The organism is Streptomyces sp. NPDC091279 (assembly GCF_044757465.1).
Lineage (GTDB): Bacteria > Actinomycetota > Actinomycetes > Streptomycetales > Streptomycetaceae > Streptomyces.
In genome coordinates this window covers 192080-211126 of record NZ_JBIVVA010000012.1, presented here as the reverse complement: position 1 = coordinate 211126, position 19047 = coordinate 192080, and the positions used below count along the sequence as shown (strand labels likewise).

The following is a 19047-nucleotide window of genomic DNA, read 5'->3' as shown; positions in this document are numbered from 1 at the left end:
CGGTAAGGACCCCACGGCTAGGCGCATGACGTTCCTCATGACACTCGACAAGTTCACAGAGGCTCAGCGAGCGGACGGCTACTCGGCCAACACCATCGGAGCCCGCGTACGTTGCATCAAGGCTATAGCCCACTCCGCCGGCGTAACTGCGGACCAGCTCAAGGTCGATCACGTCATCGCGTACTTCGCCGCGCGCCCCTTGCGCCCATGGTCGCGCAGAACCTACCTGAACCATCTCCAAGCGTTCGGAAAGTGGCTGGGAGTAGACCTCATACAAGGCATACGCAAGCCCGCAGCACCCCGGTCAACACCTCATCCGCTCCCAGAAGATGAACTCACGCGACTCACCGCAGCCACACATGGACCGCACAAGACCTGGGTCCTGTTGGGAGCCTTCTGTGGCCTCCGAGCACACGAAACGGCCAAACTTACCCGGGAAGACCTGTCCACCCTGGATGACGGCACAGCAATACTCCGCGTTACAGGCAAGGGCGGACGCACGGACACCATCCCGGTACCGCCTGTCGTTATCAAGACACTCGACCTGACGGGCCATGGCAGATTCTGGGAAGGGACACGCGCCGAATCCGTCTCCCGCACCGTCGCTGGCATCGCGGCCAAGATCGGCATCCGCATGCGCTACCACCAGCTGAGACACCGATACGGCACGATGGTCTACCGCTCGTCCGGCAGAGACCTGCTCATGACTCAACGACTGATGCGCCACGCTTCTCCAGCAACCACAGCCGGGTACGCGGCCGTCGGGGACGACCGTGTTCACGTGATCGTGCATGATCTTCCAGGAGCTAACCCCGGCGCATCACGGCCCAAGGGGCGTAGGACGGGTTCGAACCGGTGCCTGTCGTGCCGCCAGGAAGCCCGAGATTGAACGGCACGAGCGGCATACAAAACATTAGTGATGCGGTGTGCTGGCCTTCTACGACGGAGTCACGGACCACGACACAGATCGCTCGGTCATGGGCGACGAGGTTGTGGCTGATGTTGCTCATGAGTTGGTCGCGGCCGGTCCGCAGCAAACCGGGGACTGGATCTGCGCCCTGCTGGGCAGCACTGCCAAGTGGTTCCTGGTCGCCAACATCTACCCGCTGTACCGGGAGAGCCTGGACATAGGCTTTCGCCAACGAGTGATCCGCGACGGGCGCTTCGGACAACTGCGGGCGACGGCAGCTTCGGTCACCGACCTCTATAATCTCGTGCACGATTCCGAGTGTCACGAAGAAGACATCGTGGGACTTCGCAAACTGCGGGCATCGGCCCGCACTTCACTCCCGCCCAGTGGAGCGCGTCATGTCTGTGGTCGACACCAGGCTGATTCAGACCGCCGTCATCGGCGTGAAGCACTCCGACCAGCCCGTCATCCTCCCCGAAGAGCCTTACAACCTCGACCAGTTCCGTCGCCACTTCCAGGGAAAGCGGTTCTGGTGCGGCACGCTGCTCGGCGGTTGTGGCGGGGAGCTGATGACCAAGCGGTACGAAACGAAGGTCTGCCACTTCGCCCACTATCCGGACCATGCGGGCACTGCTCCCGTGTGTGATCGCATTGCAAACGGTGCCGACAGCGCCGACCATCTCTTCATCAAGAGAGACGTGATCGCCTGGCTCCAGGCCCAGGGGCTTCGCGTCCGTGTCGAGCTACGCAACCTCGGTACCGGTCCCGGCGACGCCGTGGACTTCTGGCTTCCCTCGACCCACCAGCTGCTGCGATTCCAGCTGTGTCTCCAGGACTACCGCACCTGGTATCGGGCCGAACGGGAGCTCAGCACATCCTCGGAACAGGTGGACTGGCTCTTCGGAGCCGAAGGGCCGATCTCCGCCAACATGGTGGAGCGGCAGGGCTACGCGCTCCGCGTCAAATGCGAGACCCACGGATCGGACCGGCGTGTCCTGATCGGCGTCGAACGCGCCGGGCGGCCTGTCACCTGGGCACCACTCGACGATTGCCGACTCACTTCCGACGGGCTGATCACACCCGTTCTGGACGAGTTGCTCAGAGACGGCAGTGTCACCCAGCGCGGCAAAGGCGCGTGGCTCCGACCTGCCACGTTCCCACTCCGCGTCGATCAGATCGTCTTCGCTGTCGATGCCAAGGCTCCGGCGCCCAAGCACTCCCCACTCGCGGCCGAAGGCCGCTACATCATCACCGCAGACGTGAAGCCCGCCGGCAGCCGAATCATCCGTGCACATGTGTCCCTTCCGGATGCCGTCCCCATGCCGACCGAGCAGTACGTGTACCGGCTGCACGGGGTAGCCCGTCTCCTCCTGACTGACCCCGATCCGCAGGACGGCGCGCAGTGGGCTGTGAGGGCCGATGGCGTCATCCAGCTCAGTGGCATCGAGGCAGAACGCACCGGGCTGTGGCGCCCAGGCGTCGCTCTTCCCAAGCCTGTACGGACAACGTCTGCCGCCCCGGTTCCAGCCCAGCGCCCTGCTGCGGAAACGACAGTGGCCACATCTGGCCGGGCCAATTCAACGCAATCGGCGAGTACTGTCCCCGCGAGTGATCCGGAAACGGTGGCCCGGGTCCGCAAGGCCCTGGAGGACTTCGCCAGGCGGCGCACCCCCACAACCTGGAGCACACTGGGAACTGTCGCGAAGCTCAACCTCGTCCGGCTGTCCCCGACCGAGCGCCGGGACCTCCTCATCGCAGTGGATCGACCCGCCACACCGGACAAGCCCATGCTCTCGGCTCTCGTGCGGGACTCCGGTGGCCGCCCACTACCGGATATGACGAGCATCATCCGCAAGCTCGGACTTCAGCCACCCGCCGATGACGCCGCCCTGAAGCTGTGGTGTGACCGCGAGAAGGATCGCGCCTACCACGCTCATGGCACGTCACGTGTCCGCATGATCCCGGCCCGGTTGGCAATCGGCGTCGACGGCAGAGCATCCGAACTCCAGGCGACCACACGGCCCAAGAAGCGCCAAACTACAGACGGTTCACGGCGTACAGGGGCGTTGGAAGCCGACCTCCAAGAACTCGTTCGAGCTTTGGCCCGGGGCCAAGATTTGTTGCCCTCGACGAGTGGTCCGCAGTACACGAGGTTGTCGAAGGCCATGAAGAAGGCTCGGGCGCGCCTCGATGCTCACTACGCCGCAAAGGCCAAGGGAACGGCCCATTTCGACTGGCTGAAGAGTCACACCGACTCACTGAGTCACCACGCTCAGCTCCTGATGCAGGCCATCAGGGCAGCCGAGGCCAACTTCGCCCCTCACCCAGCACCCGTTGCGGAGATGCCCAAGCCCGCGCAACCGACTTCGCCACCTGTCGCCACCGAGCCCGGCTCCTCGCCGCAGCCGACCGAGGTCGAAGAAGCAGCTCCCAAGTCACCCAAGGATTCGGCCGCCGAGCAGTTCGACTCGCTCATCGAGCAGTTCAGAGAGGCACAGAGGGGCCTCGATGTCGACCGGGCGGAACAGATCTACCGTATGGCCAACCCCATCTTCAGAACGCAATTGTCGCCAGCAGCCCAGCACCAGAATCAGGCGATCGTCGCGGAGATGAAGACGTGGGTGGGCATGCAACAGCCCAACCGTTCCTCGGCGCTCCTCAAACGCTGTCGGCGTTTGATCCACCGGATGCGGGAAGAGAAGGACACCATCAGTACCGAGGGCCTGGCAGCCCTCGTGGCAGAAGCGGAGGCGTTGAGCGAACGCGTCACCCTGCCCGACACCGATCAGGAAGGCCTCGTCAGGTGGCAGCTACACCTTCAAACGCGACGCGAGGCCGAGCAGTCCGCCTCGGCCGGGGATCCGTCCAGGAACAGGCCCGTAGCCGAAGGCCGACTCTCCCAGTCGCAGATTCTCCAACTTGCCTCGGCCGTACGCACTTTGTTGGAGCAGACCGCACGGAGTCAGTCCCTGACAACGTGGGGGGACCTGCGACGGCAACTGGGGGAGAGCGCCCTCCCCCGCTTACACCCCGATGACCAAGGCGAGGTCCTGGTCACCGTCGACCATGACACTCCGGCCGACGAACCCCTACTGTCGAGCCTCATCGTCGTGGGAGACGGCGAGATCCACCCTTTATACCGTCACGTAGCCTTCTCTCTCGACCGCACTGTTCCCCTCTCGGATGTAGCTCTCCGGAGCGAGTGGACCGTGGACGTGCTGCGCCTACGCAAGCTGTGGAAGCACCGGTGATGGGCGACGAGGAGCTGGCCAGTAATCCCGTGAGCTGGGCCAAGCAGGCCAGCCACCACGGCGGGACCGGGGGTCCGCCTGCTCGCCCCGGTCGCCTGCGGCACCCGCACCCTCATCGACGCGGTATTCGGTCCCGCCACCTTGGGCGAGACCACCTACGCCCCGCGCCTGGGGCCCAGGATGATCCTGCTGTCCGACCGCAACTTCAGCGCCCAACGGCTCCTCGCCGACATCGCGGCCACCGGGAGCCGAGGTCCTGGTCCGGCTCAAGAACGGCCGCCACGTGCCCGTCCTCACCCGCTACCGCGACGGCTCCGGCCTCTCCACGCTAGGTGACCTACGCGTCCGCGTCATCGACTGCGAGATCACCATCACCACCGCCGGGAAACACGCCCACCCTGCTCGACCACCACCGCCACCCGGCAGCCGTACTGACCACGCTGTATCACCAGCGCTGGGAGACCGAAACGGCCTGCCTGGAAATGAAGTTGACCATCCTCGGCGGCCGGGTCATGCGGGCCCGCACCCTCGACGGTATCGACCAGGAGATCTACGCCCTGCTGGTCGTCCGCCAACTGCTGCGGACCGCCATGGCCGATGCCACCAGCACCCAATACGGCACCGATCCCGACCGCGCCAGCTTCAGCACCGTCTGGCAGACCGCCCGCGACCTGGTCATCAGGCCGCGGGCGTCATCGCCGACACGGTCATCGACCTCGTCGGCGCCATCGTTCGACATGTCCTAGCCTGCCTGCTGCCCGCACGGCGACTACGCGTCAGCCCCCGTCGTTAAACGCGCCATCTCCAAGTACCAGGCTCGCGGTCCCCAGCATCGACCGAACCACCTACAAGGCCACCAACATCAACATCCCCGCCTCCGCAGGCTGTTGACGACGAACCTCAACCGCAGACTTCACGGCCTTGGTACTAGGCTTGAGACCTCACATTTCAATGTGAGGTCTCAGAGACGCCCCGACCACCCCCGGTGGTCGGGGCGTCTCTGCACTCTTCGGCCGACCTGGAGGCGCTGATCATGGATGCAAACCGAGTTCTCGAAGCGCTCGAGGCAGGCGAGTTCGACGGCGTCAGCCACACCTATCAGCCCTATGACGGCTACGGGAACCAGACTCATCAGGTTGCGATGAGCGTCTCCAGTGGCACCATCGAGGTCTCCAAGACCACCAGCGGGAAGTTCTTCGACGGGAAGGAGAACACCCGCTACTCCGATACCAACACGGACTACCTGACCGGCATGGACGCGGTGGACTTCATCGCCCAGCGGCCGTACTACTTCTCGCAGGTTCGCCCCGACCTTTTCTGAGCTGCGGCGCGGTGAGTCTACGAAGCCGGCAGGGCCCTCGGGACGGCTTGAGTCGTTGCCGAACCAGTACGGCCTGCACGGCTCACCGCAGCTCCACCAATGTCAGTGGACCCCCCTATCGTTGTTCACGGGTGTCGGTCAGCACGGTCCGCGCCCAGGGAGGGATACGCGCATGCCGTCGCCATCACAGAACGCCCCCGCTCCAGAGCCTGGCGTTCCCCACCCCGTGGACGAGGTCCCGCAGACCTTCCGGTCCGGGTCGTCGTACGACGTCCGGGAGGAGCTCGGCGATCTGATCTCACGGGATCTACTCGGGCCGTGGGCGGACGAGACCGAGGCTCTGGCGCCGCACAGCGCGGGACCCCGTGACCGGTACCTCGTCGGACTTCTCGGGCCCCGACCCGCGCCGACCGACGCGCCCGTGAAGGTCGCGGCGGGCCAGGCGGAGACCGAGGTCAGCGCTGAGGGGGACGGGCGGGACCCCGAGCTCGCGGACCGGCTCACCCCGCAGGCTGCCGGACGGCTGTGGGCGTCGTCCATGGGGCTGAGCTTCCTGGTGCCGGCCGATGTGGGCATGCTCAGTGTCGTCGCCTCCTGGGGCCGGTACCGGCAGAGCGACAGCAAGACCGACGACGGCCGGGCGGTACGCACGTGGTCGCGGGAGCCCATCCGGTACGAGGTGGACATTCCCGTCGACTCGCCGGGCACCGTCCGCAAGGTTCTGGAGGGCGTCGACGACACCGACCCAGACCTTCCTTGCATCCGGCTCGACGTGCACGTGCGGGAGCGCCCAGGCACGGTCGACGGCGCGGACAACCTACGCTTCGTCGACGTGTCGCTGATCAACTCTCTGGAGGAGTCCCGTGAACTGCGGGACGGGCAGTGGCTGTTCCAGACGAAGTTGGAAGTCACTTCCTTCGACGGGCAGTCCAGCGTCTTCCTGCCGATCGACGACCCGTTGTCCGACGAGCCTGGCCACATCCTGGAGAACCCCGAGGAACAGCATCTGCGGCTGCTGTACCGGCAGGAGTTGAAGCACGCACACGGGCGGAACGTCGCCGTGCACGCGAGTGTCCTGCCGAAGGGGCGGCGCGCGGTCAAGTTGGAGACGACCTGGCTGCCGGCGAAGGACGTACCGGCCACGGTCGCGCCGAACACGGCGCGGCAGCCGCTGCTCGCTGGCCTTGAGGTGAGCATGGACAAGCTCGCCGAACTGGCCGTATGGGAGCGGCGCGACGAGCTGCTGAAGGCCCTGCAGCCGCTGGCCGACGGCTACGACGGCTGGCTGCAACAGCAGGCCGCCAAGGCGGATTCGCTGTCGGGCGAGCTGCGGACCACCGCGCTACGGGCGGTCGATGAGGCCCGCGACGCGTGCGGCCGGATCGCCCTCGGTATCGAGCTGCTGCACACCAACAAGGACGCACTGCGGGCGTTCCGCTTCGCCAACCGGGCAATGGCCATGCAACGCCGGGCCACGGCGACGGCCGCGCTGCGGGCCGAGGGCGGTGAGAAACCGCCCACGTACGCGGCGGCCTACGCCGAGGTCGACGGACGCGGCCCCGTGGCCGCGAGCTGGTACCCCTTCCAGCTGGCGTTCGTGCTGCTCAACCTGTGCTCCCTCACTGACCCCGCGCACAAGGAGCGCAGGGCCGACAGCACCGCCACGGTCGACCTGCTGTTCTTCCCGACCGGTGGCGGCAAGACGGAGGCGTATCTCGGTCTCACGGCCTACACGTTCGCCATCCGACGACTGCAGAAGGTCGTCGGGGAGGGCGAGGACGCCCGCGAGGGGCGGGACGGCGTTGCTGTACTGATGCGGTACACACTGCGGCTGCTGACGGCGCAGCAGTTCCAGCGAGCTTCCGCCCTGGTGTGTGCGACGGAGGTGCTCCGCAGGGAGGACGAGGAGATCTGGGGCCGCAGGCCGTTCCGTATCGGGCTGTGGGTCGGTGCCGGTGTCTCGCCGAACTGGTACGGGGACGCGGCGCAGCAGATCGCTGAGGCCAACGAGTCCGCCTCGGGGCGGCATGCGAACGTCCTCCAGGTGCTGTCCTGCCCGTGGTGCGGCGAGGAACTGCGCGCGTGGCGTGATGTGGCACCGGACGACGTACGGCGGCGCGTCATCGTGTACTGCCCGCGAGGGGAGGACGCGGAACCCTGCCCGTTCTCCCGGATGCGGGCGCGGGGTGAGGGTCTGCCGATCCTCACAGTCGACGAGGAGATCTACCGGCTGGTGCCGAGCCTGCTGATCGCGACTGTGGACAAGCTCGCCCAGCTGCCGTGGCGCGGCTATGCGGGAATGTTGTTCGGTCGCGTGAGCGCCTATTGCGAGCGGCACGGCTACCGCCACGACGACCTCGACGAGGAGATCGGCTGCGGGTCCCGGCACAACGCCAAGGACCGGCACAAGGCCGTGACCAGCCGACCGATGCCACGGCGGCTGCGGCCTCCGGACCTCATCATCCAGGACGAGCTGCACCTGATCTCCGGGGCGCTGGGCACCACGGTGGGGTTGTTCGAGTCGGCCGTCGACCAGTTGTGCACCTGGCGGGCGAAGGACTCCCACGGGCAGCTCCGGGACACCGGGCCAAAGATCGTCGCGTCGACGGCCACCACCCGCAACGCCCGTGCGCAGGTACTTGGCGTGTTCGCCCGAGACCTGGCGATCTTCCCTCCGCAGGTGGTCGACGTCAGCGACACCTTCTTCTCCCAGCAGGTCGACGTCACCCGGGACAACCCTGGGCGGCGCTACTACGGCGTCTGCGCGCACGGGGTGCGCATGAAGGCCGCCGAGATCCGTGTCGCGGAGATCCTGTTGCTCGCCGGGCAGCACATGTTCGACCTCTACGGTGCTCCCGCCGATCCGTACATGACGGTGGTCGGATACTTCAACGCGACCAAGGAACTCGCCGGTATGCGGCGCGTCCTGGACGACGACGTGCCGAGCCGACTGCGGGCCAACGGACGCCGCCGGGGCATCGCCAACCGGCTGCTGCGCGACACCGACATGCTCAACCTCCAGGAGCTGACATCCCGTATCTCGTCGGCGGAGATCAGCGCCACCCTCAAGCGGCTGGAGATCGGGTTCAACCCGGAGCACGACACATCGGAGCGCAAGAAGGCGATCGTCGACGAGCTCCGGGACGCCGGGAGGAACCGTCAGCCCCGGGTCCTGCCCGCCCCACTGCACCGCAGGCCGGTCGACCATGTACTGGCCACGTCGATGCTCCAGGTGGGCGTGGACGTCTCCCGCTTCGGCCTGATGGTCGTCACCGGGCAGCCGAAGAACACCGCCGAGTACATCCAGGCGTCCTCCCGTGTCGGACGTCAGGCCAAGCGGCCCGGCATCGTGATCACTCTCTACAACTGGGCGCGGCCCCGGGACCTCGCTCACTTCGAAGACTTCGAGCATTACCACGCGACGTTCTACCGGCAGGTCGAGGCGCTGTCGGTGACCCCGTTCACGCGGCGGGCGCTCGACCGGGGCACCACCGCCACGTATGTCTCCGCCGTGCGGCAGGCGTGCGACGAGTTCTCCGACAACGTGGACGCGGAGGGTGTGGACCTCGAAGACCCGCGGGTGCGGGACGTCGAGCGGCGGCTGCTGGCGCGCGCGGAAGCCGTGGACGGGGACCGGGCGCGCGGCTACCTCGCCGAGCGCATCGACGCCCTGCGCGACGCTTGGACGGCCAAGAAGGGTGAGCAAGGTCGGCTCGGCTATCGGGGCCAGACCCGGCAGAAGCAGACGGTGCTGGGACTGCTGCGCAACGCGGACGGCAGCGGATGGGACGTGCTCACCGTCCCGCAGTCGATGCGCGAGACGGAGAACGAGATCAACATGCTGCTGTCCGCCGACACCGTGCTGTCGGCCCCGGCCGGCAACGCCTGGGAGTTCGGACCGCCCGCCGAGGGCACCGACGGCCCGGACACCGAAAGCGGCGACGAACATGGCGAGATGCCGGACCCGGACGGGAACGGCGACGACAACGGCACGGCCAGGGGGCGGCGGTCATGAGCGGCGGCGGATACTTCAGGCGGGTGGGGGCGGTACGGCCGAGCCACCTAATGTTCACCGGCGGCGTCGGCGCCCTCGTCGACCTGCCTAACTTCTCCGTCATGGTCAAGGGCCTCGACCACTGGAGCTACGCCGGTGTGCCCGATCCGGTGATCGAGGAACCCCGGCTCCGCGGGGCCGTCAACCGGGCCCTGCGGCGCTACGGCCCCAACCAGGTGGGTGAACTGCGCGCCGCGCCGTGGATCCCGGGCACCGACACCGACCCGAAGGGGAACGCGGCACGGATCGGCGTGCCCGTAACCCCCTTCCCGCAGTGGCTGCGCTGCACGGCGTGCAATGAGCTGGCCTCCCTGGGTTCCGGCAAGTGGGGATTCGAGAACAACAACGCCCGCCGCCCCGACGAGGCGCGGTTCTACCACGAGAACTGCTACCGGAAGAAGAAGGGCCGCAAGCCCCTCGCCGTGGCCGCCCGCTTCGCGCTCGCCTGCACCAAGGGCCACCTCGACGAGTTCCCGTACACGGAGTTCGTGCACGAGGGTCGCGCCTGCCCTGACACGACGTACCCGACGCTGCGGATGCGCGACAACGGCGGCAACCTCGCGGCCAACGTCTCCCTCGAATGCCTGGTGTGCAAGAAGGCCAAGCGCAACATCCGGGACGCGATGGGCGACAAGGGCCGCGAGAACCTGCCCCGCTGCCGTGGCCGGCACCCGCAGTTCGACGGCGTCTACGACACCTGCGACGAGACGCCGTACCTGCTGGTCGTGGGCGCGTCCAACCAGTGGTTTCCCGTGACGCTCAGCGCACTGGCACTGCCCGACACCGGGACCGACTCGCTGCGCAAGCTCGTCGAGGAACGCTGGCCGGACCTGGAGGACTTCGAGGACGAGGCGGAGATCGCCATGTTCGCCAAGAAGTCGAAGCACCACCGCTACCTTCGCGACTACGAGCCCGGACAGGTCTGGCAGGCCATGTCCGCCTACCGCGCGGCCCTGTCGGGCGTTGCGGGCGAGACCGAGCAGCCGCCAGGCCCTCCGGACCTGCTGACCCCCGAGTGGCAGGTGCTGTCCGCGGCGAAGACCGCCGACCCGACTGAGGACTTCGCACTGGTGGACGCCTCGCTCAGCGGGTCCTTGTCCACCGTTTTCTCCCAGGTGCGGCAGGCGGAACGACTGCGCGAGGTGCGGGCCCTCATCGGCTTCACCCGGCTCGACGCCCCCGATCCTGAGGACCCTGGCTTGGTCACCCGCGTGGACCTGGGGCGGCGCGAGCGCGGCTGGGTGCCGGCCAGCGAGGTGCGCGGCGAGGGGCTGTTCCTTCGGGTGGACGATCACCTGATCGAGCAGTGGGAGCAACGGGTCGCGTCGAGCGAAGCCCTCGCCGCACACGCCGCGGCTTTCGGCCGGTTCCGTGAGCACCGCAGGTCGGACCGGATCGAGGACGGCTCCGACCTCATGCAGGGCTGGCCGGGCAGTCGCTACATCGCCCTGCACACGCTCTCCCATCTGCTCATCCGCACCATCGCGATGGAGTGCGGCTACAACTCGGCGAGCCTGGCCGAGCGGATCTACAGCGGCGACGCCGAGGAACGGCGGACCGGCATCCTCATCTACACGGCCGTCCCGGACTCGGAGGGCACGCTCGGCGGACTGGTGTCCCTCGCCGACCAGGACCCGAGCACCGGGGAGAACCGGCTGGCCAGGATCGTACGGACGGCACTGTACAAAGCGGGGCGGTGCTCCTCGGACCCGCTGTGCGGCGAACGCCTTCCCAAGGCGCCGGAGGACTTCCTGCACGGTGCCGCCTGCCACGCCTGCCTGTTCGTGTCCGAGACCACGTGCGAGCGCGGCAACCGCTTCCTGGACCGGCGGTTCATCACCCACCTGGCAGGCGACCCGAAATCACTGGCCCTCATCCCGGACTTCGGGTGAGCGGATCGACCAGGTGAGCCGCAGACGTTTCGAGGCGGCGGCAGCGATGGCCGCCGCCTCGCTCGGGCCCACACGGACTAAGGCGCTGGCCACGCTCCTCTCCCAGGGCCGCTCCCCTGCGTACATCCTCGGCAGGCTTCAGACGCCGGCCGCGCTGGAAGCCGTATCGGCGTTGTTGGCATCAATGACGGAGGACGGCGTTCCCTCTGCGGAGACGGCGGCTTATCTGCGGGGTTACGCGGCGGCCTGGACTCGGCAGCGCGAGGACACCGAGGCCCGTGCTGTGTGGAGTGGCCCTTCCACGCCTGGGACACCCAGCCGCGCCACCGCCCAGGTGCTGACGGAGGTGGTCGGCGCCGCAGAGCACCGGCTCGTCGCCGTGACCTACTCGGCCCGCTCGTACGCACCGCTGACCGCAGCGCTGTCCGAGGCCGTGGCCCGGGGCGTCACAGTGGACATCGTCGTGGAGACGCTGGAAGGCGCGGGCGGGCTACTCTCCGGGCGTGAGCCGGCCGATGCCTTCTCCCGCGTACCGGGCCTGCGGCTCTGGCACTGGCCGACGGGTCAACGCTCCACTCCCGGAAGCCGGTTGCACGCGAAACTGGCGGTGGCTGATGACCGCATCCTCTTTCTTTCCAGCGCCAACCTCACGGCGGCCGGCGCCGAGCGCAACATCGAGGCGGGCGTCCTGCTGAACGGCGGTCCCATGCCGGGACGGATGGCGGAACACATAAGGGAGTTGCAGCGCCGAGGGGTTCTCGCGCGGTGGCCAGGCGCCTGATGAAGTGCCGTCACCGTCGAATCATCGCCATTTGCATGGCCGGTTGACGGCCACTTAGCCCTGACGGTCGGAACCTGGCCAACAATTGAGCCTCCGGTTTCACATGATGCAGGAGGTCACAAATGGTCGCTGTCGCTCTGGTGCACAGCACCGCGCTGATGACGGAGCGGCTCCCCGAAAAGCCTCCGGCATGGCTGACCCGCGGTGAGCGGACCTTCGCGTATCCATACAAAGACTGGAGAAAGCCGCGCGTCTGGTGCCTCGCCTTTTTCACGGACCGTCACGCCCGCTATGAGCAGCGCAGAATCATCGGGGTGGGCGGTGTCTTCCCGGGCAGGCGGTCGGGTACCTACGAACGCGCCCTGCTCGCCCGCGACTTCACCGCACTCCGAGTCCCGCTGCCGCTCGTCGATCTTGAGGGCGCGATGGGGGCCAGCCGCCGATTCCTCAAGGACGACGGTCGTTTGTCTCCCGCGGCCGGCGACAACCTGCTCGCCGCCATCCGGCATCTGCGGCCGGAACTGAACGGGACGTTGGATGGCCTGGAGAACAGCCTGGGGGCCAACCCTCCGACAGGTCGGGAGGGAGAACAGCGAAGCTTTGAGAAGGACGCGATGGGCACCGTCATGGAGACGTTCGGCGCGGACCGCGATCCACTCGAAGCGTGGCAGCAGCCGCTCAGCGGGGACGATCCTCGCTCCCGATCCGTCCCCTTCATCGAAGGCATGCCGGACCTCCGGCAGATCGAGGACCAGCAGATCGTCCACGACTACCTGCGCTTCCCTGGCATGGAGGGCGAAGACGCCGTGCAGGTCGGCTGGCGGATCTACCGCCGCAGCTCCGATTCCCACCATCGGCTGTTCGTGTACAACGCCAACCGCACGAACGCCGAGACCGTCATGGGCGTCGACATGATCTACGTGAACGAGCACGCCCGAAGCGTGGCCATGGTCCAGTACAAGCGGATGCGTCAGAGCGGGCCCGGCTGGGTGTACTGGCACGACGCCACCGGCGAGCGGGAGTTGAAGCGGATGGAGACCGTCGACGACCAGTGCAAGGCCGAGGACGAGTGGGCTCGGACCAGCCAGGAGGGGCCGACAACGCTGGGGGATCCACGCCTGGTCCCCACGCCCAGCATGGTCAAACTGTGCCGAACCGCTCCCTTCATGATGAACTCCGCCGCCCTCATCCCCGGCATGTATCTGACGCGGGAGCACTTCCAGGAACTGCTTCAACGTCCCGAGGCCGACGGGCCGTCCGGCGGGACGCGCATCGTCGAGGAGTCGGTTCCCCGGTACCTGAACAACACCACCTTCACCACGCTGCTCAGGGACGGATGGATCGGCACGCGTGGCACCGGCTGGGACTACGTCATCGACCTGATACGCGAGAGCCTGTCCGCCGGCGGACCGGGCTCCGTCGTCGTGGGGATGCACCGGAGCGAGGTTCCGCCCGGCAACCGCCGCGTCAACTGACCACCGCCGTAGGCGGACCGAAGCCATCCGCCTTGTGCCCTTACGCGTACGAACCGGCCTCGCGCATCGAAGGCGGTCAGTAAGGTGATCGTAGTCTTCTGGAGGGGGCACGGATGGCAACGCTGGGGATGCACCGGGACTTCCTGCTGGAGTTCGCGGCGTTGGAGAAACCCGTTCAGAAGCGGGTCTTCGAGGTGTTCGAGAAGTTCACGGCGGCCACTCACACCGGGCTGCACCTGGAGAAGCTGACGCACCAGAAGGACCCTCGGCTGCGGACCATCCGCATCACTGGCTTCTGGCGCGGCGTCGTCCTCAAGGGCGAGTCGGGCGACAGCTACCTGCTGCTCAAGGTGCTCCCTCATGACAAGGCCAACGACTGGGCCGCCAAGCACCGGGCGTCGGTGAACGTGGCGACGCAGGGCATCGAGATACGCAACGACGTGGCCCTGGAACGCGCCACTGCGGGGTTGCGTGCGCTCGCCGCCGAAGAACCGACCCGCCTGTTCCCCGCCTCCGACTACCCGGACAAGGTGCTGCGCAGCCTCGGCGTGGACGAGGAGATCCTGCCGATCATCCGGCTGATCCCGGACGAGGACCATCTGGAAGCACTGCACAAGGTGATGCCGGAGCATCAGTACGACGTGCTGCTGGGGCTCGCGAGCGGTATGAAGCCCGAGGCGGTCGACCGGGAACTGGTGCAGGCGTATGCCCGGACCGCCACGCGGACTCCCGAAGCCGAGAACGGTGATGAGCTGGGAACCGCGATGGCCCGTTCCCGCGGCCGGGTCGCGCTCGTGTCGGGCCCCGTCGAGCTGCAAGGAATCCTGGAGCGGCCGTTCGATGCCTGGCGGGTCTTCCTGCACCCGAGCCAGTACCGGGTGGCGTACCACGAGGGCTACGCCGGGCCAGCCCGGGTCACCGGCGGGCCCGGCACGGGGAAGACGGTGGTCGCCCTGCACCGGGCGTACCACCTGGCCCGGCAACTGCCCGAGAACGCCCCCGACGGAAGCGTTCTGCTCACCACCTTCACCAAGGATCTCGCGGCCGAGCTGGAGCGCTGTCTGACGCTGCTGGTCGAGGAGGAGAACGTCCGAGCCAGGATCCGGGTGGTCAACGTCGATGCCCTGGCCAACGAGATCGTGCGGGCGGAACACGGCGGCGCCCCGCTGAAGCTGGTCTTCGACCAGAAGGAGATCACCGCCCGCTGGGCGCGCATCGCCCGGCGGCTGGGGGTCGACTTCACGGACGTCTTCCTCGACCAGGAGTGGCGTCAGATCGTCCTGGCGCAGGCGCTGACGGCCCCGGAGGAGTACCTCAAGGCGCCGCGCACCGGCCGTGGCACCGCGCTCCCACCGCTGAAACGCCTTCAGGTGTGGCGGGCCGTCTCCGCGTTCGAGGAGCAACTGCGCCAGGCCGGCGAGTGGACGTTCCTTCAGGTGTGCGCGGAGGCGGCACAGATCCTGGACGGCCGGGAGAAGCAGCCGTACCAGCATGTCGTGATCGACGAGGCGCAAGACCTGCACCCCGCGCAGTGGCGGTTCCTGCGGGCCCTGGTCGCCCCCGGCCAGGACGATCTGTTCCTCGCCGGGGACACCTACCAGAGGATCTACGGGAATCGGGTGTCGCTGCGCTCGCTCGGCGTCCAGGTCGTCGGCCGCTCGCACCGACTGCGGATCAACTACCGCACCACGCAGGAGATCCTGGCCTGGTCGGCCTCACTGCTGACCGGTGAAGAGCCGGACGACATGGACGGCGGAAACGAGACGCTGGCGGGATACCGCTCTACGATGCACGGAGAGCGGCCCAAGACGGCCGGGTATGCCACGAAGCCTGAGGAAATCGAGGCTCTGGTGGCCCGTGTGCGGGACTGGACCGGCGCAGGGGTGCAGGCGGAGGACATCGGGGTGGCGGTGCGCTTCGTCCAGCTGGGGCGGGACATCGCCCAGGCTCTGGAGCGGGCCGGCCTCTCCGCGTGCGTGCTCGGGGCCGGGCGCGGTGGTGCCGGTGTCCGGATCGGCACCATGCACCGGATGAAGGGGCTGGAGTTCCGCTGCGTTGCCGTCGCCGGCGTGAATGACGGCACCGTACCGATGAAGTCAGCCGTCACTGCCGTCGAGGTCGACGCCCCGCAGCATCAGGAAGACCTGAACAGCGAGTTGAGCCTGCTGTTCGTGGCGTGCACGCGGGCGCGCGAGGCACTGTGGGTGTCCTGGCACGGGGCGCCGAGCCCATTCCTGGCACCGGTGACCAACCCGCGCTCATAGCGTCCATGGGCCCTCGCAAGCCATTCCTGCGGGGGCCGAGCGTCACGTGCGTGGGACCGCAGAGCCCGTGGGCGCCCCACGCACCACTGGAGCGTTCGCAGAGGGTGTCAGAGAGTGCCAGGGTCCCCGTCCGCCATGCGGCGGGCCTCCGCGACGGCCGCCGCATGCGCGAACCACTCCAGCACCGCGCAGATCTCCTCGCTGTGCGCGGCGAAGACCTCCACCGCGAAGGAGGGGCGCAGGTCCAGTTTCGCCTCGGCCAGGTCGATGCCCTCGATCCTGTTCAGGCGGGTCATCAACTCGCGCCGCAGCGGCTCGTCGTCGAACGGGGGACGCCGCTTCAGATACTGGAAGACGACCTCGACCGTGCCGGAGACCGGGTACAGAGCCAGGGGCCACAGCTCTCGGGGAGCGGGGGCACTGCCAAAACGCACCGTGGGGAAGCAACTGGTCTCACTTGCCCGGCCGTAGGCGAGGTGACCTCCCTGCTGCTCCCAGAAACTAAGGGCACCCAGGACGCCGTCGACGGTCTCACCGGTCTGGTTGTCGCGCAGTTGAGTTTCGAACCGGCCGGCCGCCGACTGCTGCTCATCGCCATCGGCCTGCGGCGACGGCTCGGCATCCTCGGCGCCATCCTTGCCCAGCAGGGCCGCCAGGTCGGAGGTGGTCAGCCGGTGGGATCGGCGGGCCCGGCCCGCGTCGTCGAAGGAAACTCCCTCGGCCTCCAGACGGGTTCGCACATCACCGAGGTCCTGGCCGTCCGGCCACCGGAAGCCCGCCGAGACGCGGCCGTCCGCCGTCAGCACCCGGTAGGCGCCGTGCAGGCCCACCTTGGACGCCAGATGCTGGCCGACCGGGACGGCGTGGGTGCCGATGAGCGCTGCGACATCGCCGTACGTCGTCCACGTCCCGGCCGGCATGGCGAGAAGCGCGGCCCGCAGCTCCTTCCAGCCTGACCACTCGTCGTCCACTGGGACCGTGCCCGCGACGGGGCCGGGCCACAGCCGTACCACCCGGTCGGCGAGGGCGGCGGCGCGGTCGAGGATCTCTGCTTTCCCCCAACGCTCCCGCCCTGCGATCTCCTGGTTCATCCGCAGGGAGCTGAAGTCCAGGATCTCCTGCTTGCGGCGGAACGGATGGTTCGAGAGCTTCGCGTTGTCAGCCGAGAGAGTCAGGTTGCCCAGCGTGTGGACCAGTAAGGCGTGGAGTTCCTCGGCGCCCTGTCCGTCCTCGGTCTCCTCGGCGAGCAGGTCCAGCCACTGGTGCGCGGGGCTCTGAGGCAGCACGTGCTCGACGGTCAGGTGCGCCTTGGCGTAGTCGACCGGTTCGCTGGCTCCGTAGCTCTCCTCCAGTCTGCGCAGCACCTGGAACCGCTGGTTGCTGCGGCCCGCCTTGTAGAAGGGGCGGGTGCGGATCGCCTCGCGGACGGCGTCGTCGTCGGGCCAGACGCGGGCCCCCGTCTTGCTCTTCGACAGGAAGCGGCTTACGGCATCGGCCGGATCGTCGTCCTTCTCCATCTCCTTGGCCATCTCCATGAACACCCGGTTACTGCCCGTGGTGGAGTGTCCGGTGAACAGGCGCCGCACCATGTAGCTCTCGGCGTACGCCAGTGCCCGGGCGGCCTGGTGAGGTGTGGCCTGCCCGTCGTCCACGCGGTCGAGCAGGTGAAGTGCCAGCGGGTAGTGGGTCTGGCCGCCCCACCGGGAGAGCCTCTCCAGCACTTCGCGCAGCTCCGGGTCGGGCTCCCTCTCTGGTTCCAGGATCCGCATCAGACGTTCCGCCCGGCGGGCCAAGGAGGCGATCTCGCCCTCCAGGGCCGCTTCGTCGGAGCTCAGAGGCTCAAGGCGTTTCTTCTGGTCCCGGTAGATCTCGCTCTGCTTCGCCCGGCTGTTGCCGGCCACCACCAGGTCGAGCCAGACGAGGAGTTCGAGGTTGGCGGGGCCCAGCCGTTCCTGCATGGGCAGCCAAAGATTCTGGTAGACGGACTCGCCCCGGGTCGGCAGGCACATGAAGAGGTAGTTGCGCAGCAGGTCGCTCTGGCTGAGCCCTACCCCGGTGTTGTTGATCGACTCGAAGATCCGGTAGACGTTGTCGCCCTCCGACGCGGTGATCTCCACGATCGACAGCAGAACGCTCAGCACGGTCTCCACCGCGTCCGTCCACACCTCACCGCCGTTTTCCTCACCCTCGGCGAGGGCGCCCAGGAAGTACCGGTAGGCGGCGCCCACATTGCCAGGGCCACCGGCTCTGGGAGAGCTCTCGACGCAGGCGGTGAAAGCGTCGCGGTCGGCTTGCGTCGGTAGGAGGCGGTAGTGATCGTCACCGCTGCGGTACTTGTTGACGAGCACGAGGTCGTGGATGCGCTCAGCCTTCTGCTGCGCGCCGCGTTCCCGGTGGCGGTCGCGCAGCGCGGTAAAGGCGAGCATGAGGGTGGTGAGCCGCTGTTGGCCATCGACGACGAGCCAGCGCTGCATGCCGCCAGCGGTGATCCGGCCGGGGGCCAGCACCACGGAGCCGAGGAAGTGCGCTGCAGGGGGCCGTCCTTCCAACTGCTCCTCGACCAACTCCTGCACATCGTCCCAGAGTTGCCGCAGCTCATCCCGCTGCCAGCTGTAAGTGCGCTGATAGAGCGGCACTTGGTACTGCTTCTCACCCTGGACGAGTTCGTTGAACGTGGTCTCCTGAGCGTGCACGCGCGTCTTCCCCCCGCCGAGTCCCGGACGACCCATATTCCACCATCGGGGTGGGCGTGTCCTCGTCCTCGACTGGATCAGTAGCGGTGACGTGCTCTTTCGGGAGCCGGGCCTCCCAGCTGCACGGGGCTGCACAAGGGCGCGCTGCCACACATTTTCGGGTTCGAAGCAGGACTCCACAGAAGCCACATGATCGGCCGAGTCAGCCGTAGAAAACGCGATTACGCCACTACAGGGGACATGACCTCGACAAACTAACGCGCTGCAGCATTATGGTGCGAGATGTGCGGCGCCCTCTGGTTCTCTTCGACCTCGACAACACACTCGTGGACCGGCGGGGAACGCTCGCCGACTGGGCCAGCGAGTTCACAGTCCACGCTGGGGATCGGCCCGCCAGGACTGCTGC

General features: G+C 67.6%; 10 protein-coding genes. 9 read left to right on the top strand and 1 reads right to left on the bottom strand.

What is annotated here, in order from left to right:
* The first annotated feature begins 37 nt into the window (after nt 1–37).
* The 9 genes from ACIQOU_RS29000 to ACIQOU_RS28960 all read left to right on the top strand — a co-directional run bounded on the left by ACIQOU_RS29000 (nt 38) and on the right by ACIQOU_RS28960 (nt 15948).
* The gene (locus ACIQOU_RS29000) at nt 38–889 is read left to right on the top strand and encodes a tyrosine-type recombinase/integrase (protein WP_401541054.1); all 852 of its coding nucleotides are present in this window, start codon (nt 38–40) and stop codon (nt 887–889) included.
* Nucleotides 890–1308: 419 nt separating this feature from the next.
* Complete coding sequence (locus ACIQOU_RS28995) at nt 1309–4161, top strand: competence protein CoiA family protein (RefSeq protein ID WP_401541052.1); 2853 nt, start codon at nt 1309–1311, stop codon at nt 4159–4161.
* A 482-nt stretch (nt 4162–4643) separates the two neighbouring features.
* On the top strand, nt 4644–4907 hold the full coding sequence (locus tag ACIQOU_RS28990) for a hypothetical protein (protein WP_401541049.1): 264 nt from the start codon (nt 4644–4646) through the stop codon (nt 4905–4907).
* Between the two features lie 395 nt (nt 4908–5302).
* Complete coding sequence (locus tag ACIQOU_RS28985; RefSeq protein WP_401541046.1) at nt 5303–5482, top strand: hypothetical protein; 180 nt, start codon at nt 5303–5305, stop codon at nt 5480–5482.
* 226 nt (nt 5483–5708) lie between these two features.
* Nucleotides 5709–9497, top strand: coding sequence for a DISARM system helicase DrmA (drmA, locus tag ACIQOU_RS28980; protein WP_401541043.1), 3789 nt, complete (start codon nt 5709–5711; stop codon nt 9495–9497).
* Nucleotides 9494–11428 (top strand): DrmB family protein, encoded by a 1935-nt coding sequence (drmB, locus tag ACIQOU_RS28975; protein ID WP_401541040.1) that lies wholly within the window; start codon nt 9494–9496, stop codon nt 11426–11428. Before drmA ends, drmB begins: the two co-directional genes overlap by 4 nt.
* 13 nt (nt 11429–11441) lie before the next feature.
* On the top strand, nt 11442–12209 hold the full coding sequence (gene drmC / locus ACIQOU_RS28970; protein ID WP_401541037.1) for a DISARM system phospholipase D-like protein DrmC: 768 nt from the start codon (nt 11442–11444) through the stop codon (nt 12207–12209).
* 122 nt (nt 12210–12331) lie between these two features.
* Nucleotides 12332–13684: a hypothetical protein gene (locus ACIQOU_RS28965; RefSeq protein WP_363098070.1), complete on the top strand. Its 1353-nt coding sequence runs from the start codon at nt 12332–12334 to the stop codon at nt 13682–13684.
* Nucleotides 13685–13797: 113 nt separating this feature from the next.
* Nucleotides 13798–15948, top strand: a complete 2151-nt coding sequence (locus tag ACIQOU_RS28960) for a UvrD-helicase domain-containing protein (RefSeq protein WP_401541034.1) — start codon at nt 13798–13800, stop codon at nt 15946–15948.
* Nucleotides 15949–16055: 107 nt separating this feature from the next.
* Here the strand turns inward: ACIQOU_RS28960 and ACIQOU_RS28955 are convergent, their stop codons facing one another.
* A complete protein-coding gene (locus ACIQOU_RS28955; RefSeq protein WP_401541031.1) occupies nt 16056–18641 on the bottom strand; it encodes a DUF262 domain-containing protein in 2586 nt (861 codons plus the stop codon).
* Between the last annotated feature and the right edge of the window lie 406 nt (nt 18642–19047).